Here is a 4,760-nt window from a genome sequence, read left to right on the forward strand (position 1 = left end):
TGGCCAAGGGCAGCTTGGCGACGGTGAGCTGGTATTTGATGGAGCGGGCCTGCTTCTCCGATATCTCTGCCTGCAACAGATCCCCGACGATCCTGAGCGACGAAAATCACCCCTTAAACAGGGTCCTCATTCCATGAAAAATCACATTTTCGGACTGGTCGCCATCATCGTTTTCACGACCCAAGTCGCTCCGTTGATCCTTGGGGCGGATTTGCGTGCCGAAGCACAGGCACTGGCGCGTGCCCTCGGGTCGGATGAGGACGATGACCAGGAAGAAGGTCTTCCGGCATTCGTCGGGCGCGCCTTCCGGATCGGCCCAGCGGCCGGTCAGACCGTTGGCGAGTTCGAGCGCAGTCGCAACTGGGCCGTGGCGATCGAGCGCGTGCAGCGCGGCGGCGAGTTACTCGAAGCTCCTCCCGAATTCATGCTGGAGGAGGACGATGTGGCCTTCGTGAGAGGCCGCCGCAACGCGGTTATCGCCGTGCAGGATCGAATGGGGGACGAAGTGCCAGTCCCCCAGGGAACCAGTTTTTCACTCTCCACGCGTGACGTCATTCTGATGCGCAAGCAAGTGTTCGGGCATCGGATACGGGATCTGCGCAAGATGGCTGGCCCCGATCTGCAGCGAGGAGTCTTCATATCGCGGGTCCGCCGCATGGGGCAGAGCATTCCCTCGCTCTCGGGTACCGTCCTACAACAGGGCGACATTGTCACGCTGTACGGACCGGAAGAAGCGCTAGCGAGAGCCGCGGGCGAACTCGGCAATCTGCTGCCTCCCGGCGACAAGACTGATTTCATTTTCCTCGGCCTTGGCGTTGTCCTCGGGCTCCTGATCGGTCATGCGTACCTGACGATCGGCGCAGTCGAACTAACCCTCGGCTCCGGCGGTGGCACACCGATTTCTGGCCTTTTCTTCGGTTGGCGTAATATGCGCCATCCCGTCATGGAAACTTGCCACCAGCAGCCGCGGAACTCGCCAAGGACTTCGGGCTCGCCGTGTTCATCGCGGCAATTGGACTGGGCGCTGGCCCGGATGCCATCGACCTCATCCTGCAATATGGCTTGATCCTGCCGTTGCTCGGCATATTAGTATCGCTGCTTCCGGCTTTCGTCTCGCTCATCGTCGGGTCGAAGCTCATGAAGATCGAGACGCCGATCCTTCTCGGAATTATCGCCGGACAGCATTGCAGTACACCGACGATAAGCGCGCTCGTCTCACAGGCCGGAGACTCGGTGCTCGTGCTTGGCTACACGGTGACTTATGCGATTTCCAACGTGTTACTGCCCCTGATGGGTCCGGTGGTGGTGGCGATAGCCGTGGCTATCCAAGGCCCGTAGGGTGGAGAAGCGGTTTGCCAGACGGTGCCGCCACGGCCTGCTCAATCCATAGTCCGCACCCAGACGTGGCCCGACTGGACGCAGAAGATCGTGTCGTCCGGACCTCGTGCGACGTTGAGCCCGACGTCGAGCGAACTTGCGGGCGGCGCTCATGAAGGCGCTGTCGCCGTTGAAGGTCGAGACGTCGTTGGAATCCCCCGGTCAATTCTGCAATTGGACGGTGCGACCGATAGACTGGCCGTCCGTGTCGAATAGCGAAGCCCTGATACCGTCGATGGCGATGCCGACGGTCTCGCCGATGCGCACCGCTGTGTCTGCCGGCGCGCTGACATTGATCAGTCCGAGCCGGTCGTTGCGCACAAAGACGCTGGTGTTACCGCCGAGATATTCGGCGACCTCGACCGAGCCGCAGAAATTGCCGGCCTCGGGTGCGACCAGGCTGAGATGTTCGGGGCGGGCGCCAAGCTGGGTCGGCGCGCCGGAGAAGGCGAGCGAAAGCGTGCCCTGTCCCGAGAGGTCGAGCCTGCCGTCGCCCGACGGCGCGCAGGCGAGCACGTTCATCTTGGGGCTACCTATGAACTGGGCGACGAACAGGTTGGCCGGGCGCTCGTAGAGTTCTTGCGGACTGCCGTGCTGCATGACAAGGCCCTCCCTGAGCACGACGATGCGGTCGGCCAGCGTCATCGCCTCGACCTGGTCGTGGGTGACGTAGATCATGGTGGCGCCGAGCGAGCGGTGTAGCTTGGCGATCTCGAGGCGCATGTCAACACGCAGGGCTGCGTCGAGGTTAGACAGCGGCTCGTCGAACAGGAAGGCGACAGGCTCGCGCACGATGGCGCGGCCGATGGCGACGCGCTGCCGCTGGCCGCCGGAGAGTTGGCGCGGGTAGCGGTCGAGCAGATGGGTGAGCTTCAGCGTGTCGGCCGCCTGGTCGACCTTGGCCTTGATGGCATCGGGCGACAATTTCGCAAGCTTGAGCCCGAAGCCCATGTTCTGGCGCACGGTCATGTGAGGGTAGAGCGCGTAGGACTGGAACACCATGGCGAGCTGCCGCTCGACCGGCGGTGCCTTGGTGACGTCACGGCCGTCGATCATGAGGCGGCCCGAGGTGGTTGCCTCGAGGCCGGCGATCATGCGCAGCAGTGTGGACTTGCCGCAGCCGGACGGGCCGACGATGACGACGAATTCGCCGTCCGAGATGTCGAGATCGAGATCCCTGATGATCTCGGTGCCGCCGTAGCGCTTGCCGGCCTTCTGGAGTGAAATCGTACCCATAAACCCTCCGAAAATTCAGCCCTTGACCGCGCCGGCCGTCATCGAGCCGCTGATCTGGCGATACATGAGAAGGCCGAGCAGCATCGGCGGTAGCGCGCCGACGATCATGACGGCGGAGGCCACGCCCCACTGCACGCCGCCGCCGCTGGCTGCGAAAAAGAACGAGGCGCCCACGGTGATCGGCACGGCCTTTGACGTGGTCAGCATCAGGCCGAATAGGAACTCGTTCCAGGCGGTGATGAAGCCGAAGATCAGGCTGGTTACAATGGCCGGGCGGCAGAGCGGGGCAATCACCCTGGTTAGAATCTGGAAGCGCGTGGCCCCGTCCATCAATGCCGCCTCGTCCAGCTCGCCCGGCAGGTCGCGGATGGCATTGACCAGGATGACGAGCGCCAGCGGAAGGTTGACGATGGTCAGGATCAGGCCGAGGCCGAGGCGCGTGTCGAGCAGCGCCAGCCACTGGAACATCATGTAGAGCGGTATGGCGAAGATGATTAGCGGCACGGCGCGCAGGTTGACGATGAAGGGCAAGAGCGTGCGCTCGCCGAGCCTGCCGCGGCCGATCGCATAGGCTGCGGGCAGGGCCAGCGCCACCGCCAGCAGCGTCCCGAGGGCCGCGACCGCGACGCTGTTTGCGAGATAGAGAAAGATATTCAGTCGGTCGGAGACAGTGAACACGGTGGCGTAGTTCTCCAGCGTCGGCGCGTAGACCCAGAGACCCGGATTGGTCGAAAGTTCGCGCGCGCTCTTGAACGACGTCGACAGCGTGACGAGGATCGGGAAATTCATCGCAAACGCCGCGACGGCGAAGACGATCCAGCGAAGGGCGTTGATCATCGTGCGACTCCCTTGCGGCGGGCGGCAACGGCGTTGAGGCCGTAGAGCACTGCAAACGAGACCACGAACAGGATGACGGAAGCCGCAACCGCCTTGCCGATGGCACCCTGCTTGAAGAAGGCCTCGTAGATGTAGATCGACAGCGAGGCGGTCGAGCCGCCGGGGCCGCTGCCGGTCAGCACATAGACGTTATCGAAGACCCGGAAGCCGTCGATGAAGCGGATGAGGAGCGCGACCACAATGGTCGGCGCCATCAGCGGCAGCTCGATGTACCAGAGCCGGTGGCGATAGCGCGCACCGTCCATAGCGGATGCCTCGACGATCTCCTTGGGGATCGCCTGATAGGCCATGTAGAACAAAAGCAGGGCAAACGGCGTCCACTGCAGCGTCTCGACGACGATCAGCGTCCAGAAGGCCGAAGCAGGTCCGAGGAACGACAAGTTCGCGCCGAACCAGGTCCAGAGATAATAGGGCACCGGACCGACGAATTCGTGCAGCACCAGGCGATACATCAGGCCTACGAGCGCGGGCGCCACCATCAGCGGCAGCATCAGGATAGCCATCAGCCAGCTGCGCTTTTCGATGAGGGGCGAAAGGAAGATGGCGAGGAACAGGCCGAGCGCGCATTCGAGCAGGGCGGTGAGCAGGCCAAAGCGGAACGAGAACCAACTGGCCTGCCAGAACGACGCGTCGTTCCAGACGGCGGTGAAGTTGGAGAAGCCCTTGATCTCAGGCCTGCGCAGGGTCTCGAAGCTGACTTCGGAGACCGAATAGACGAGATTGACGATCGCCGGGAAGCCCAGGAACACTAGCAGGAACAGCACCAGCGGCACTGCCAGCAGGCGGAATTCGGACGAGGGGGCGCGTGGCGATAGCGGTGTCATCAATCGATCTAAGGTTGGCTTCCGATGGAAGCAATGGTCGCTGGCCGGACCTCTGCAGCGGTGTCGTCGCGATCGCGGCGGGTCCAATGCGATAGTTTCACGACTCGGCACCTCGGACCCGCGCAACGGGGCGGAAGATGGTGCCAGGATCGCCTTTTCGACATGCCCTAAGGCGTGGAAACGCAGGGAGGTGCCGAGTCCTGAACCTGTGGGAATGGCCGATGGCAGCTGGGGCCACCACCGGCCAGACAGTTACTTGAGCAGCTCGGCCATGCCCTTTTCGGTGTTCTTCAGCGCGTCGTCGAGCGACTGCTGGCCAGACCAGTAGCCGGTGAACTCCTTGGCCTGGAGTTCGTAGACGGACAATGCCTTGGCCGAGGTGCCACCGTTCATAACGTAGCCGTACTTGCTGGCGAACTCGCCGAG

Annotated in this window: 5 protein-coding genes and 2 pseudogenes; 2 read left to right on the plus strand and 5 right to left on the minus strand. The window is 63.0% G+C overall.

The annotated features are described in order from the left end of the window. A pseudogene (locus C8K44_RS27645) lies at positions 1–94 on the minus strand (IS21-like element helper ATPase IstB); the annotation flags it as partial. 510 nt (positions 95–604) lie between these two features. Here C8K44_RS27645 and C8K44_RS28140 point away from each other — a divergent pair. Next, the gene (locus tag C8K44_RS28140; protein ID WP_245417657.1) at positions 605–1,066 is read left to right on the plus strand and encodes a TrkA C-terminal domain-containing protein; all 462 of its coding nucleotides are present in this window, start codon (positions 605–607) and stop codon (positions 1,064–1,066) included. Continuing rightward, positions 997–1,338 carry a hypothetical protein gene (locus C8K44_RS27080; protein WP_109578845.1) on the plus strand — a complete coding sequence of 114 codons (342 nt, stop codon included), beginning with the start codon at positions 997–999 and terminating at the stop codon, positions 1,336–1,338. The genes C8K44_RS28140 and C8K44_RS27080 overlap by 70 nt, the downstream gene beginning before the upstream one ends. Positions 1,339–1,539: 201 nt before the next feature. Here C8K44_RS27080 and C8K44_RS27085 read toward each other — a convergent pair whose 3' ends face one another. The 4 genes and pseudogenes from C8K44_RS27085 to C8K44_RS28145 all read right to left on the minus strand — a co-directional run. Continuing rightward, on the minus strand, positions 1,540–2,613 hold the full coding sequence (locus C8K44_RS27085; RefSeq protein WP_109578846.1) for an ABC transporter ATP-binding protein: 1,074 nt from the start codon (positions 2,611–2,613) through the stop codon (positions 1,540–1,542). Between the two features lie 15 nt (positions 2,614–2,628). Beyond that, positions 2,629–3,450, minus strand: coding sequence for a carbohydrate ABC transporter permease (locus tag C8K44_RS27090; RefSeq protein WP_109578847.1), 822 nt, complete (start codon positions 3,448–3,450; stop codon positions 2,629–2,631). Continuing rightward, positions 3,447–4,334, minus strand: a complete 888-nt coding sequence (locus tag C8K44_RS27095) for a sugar ABC transporter permease (protein ID WP_109578848.1) — start codon at positions 4,332–4,334, stop codon at positions 3,447–3,449. The genes C8K44_RS27090 and C8K44_RS27095 overlap by 4 nt, the downstream gene beginning before the upstream one ends. Positions 4,335–4,586: 252 nt before the next feature. Continuing rightward, a pseudogene (locus C8K44_RS28145) lies at positions 4,587–4,760 on the minus strand (sugar ABC transporter substrate-binding protein); the annotation flags it as partial.

This window comes from Aminobacter sp. AP02 (assembly GCF_003148805.1).
Taxonomy (GTDB): Bacteria; Pseudomonadota; Alphaproteobacteria; order Rhizobiales; family Rhizobiaceae; genus Aminobacter.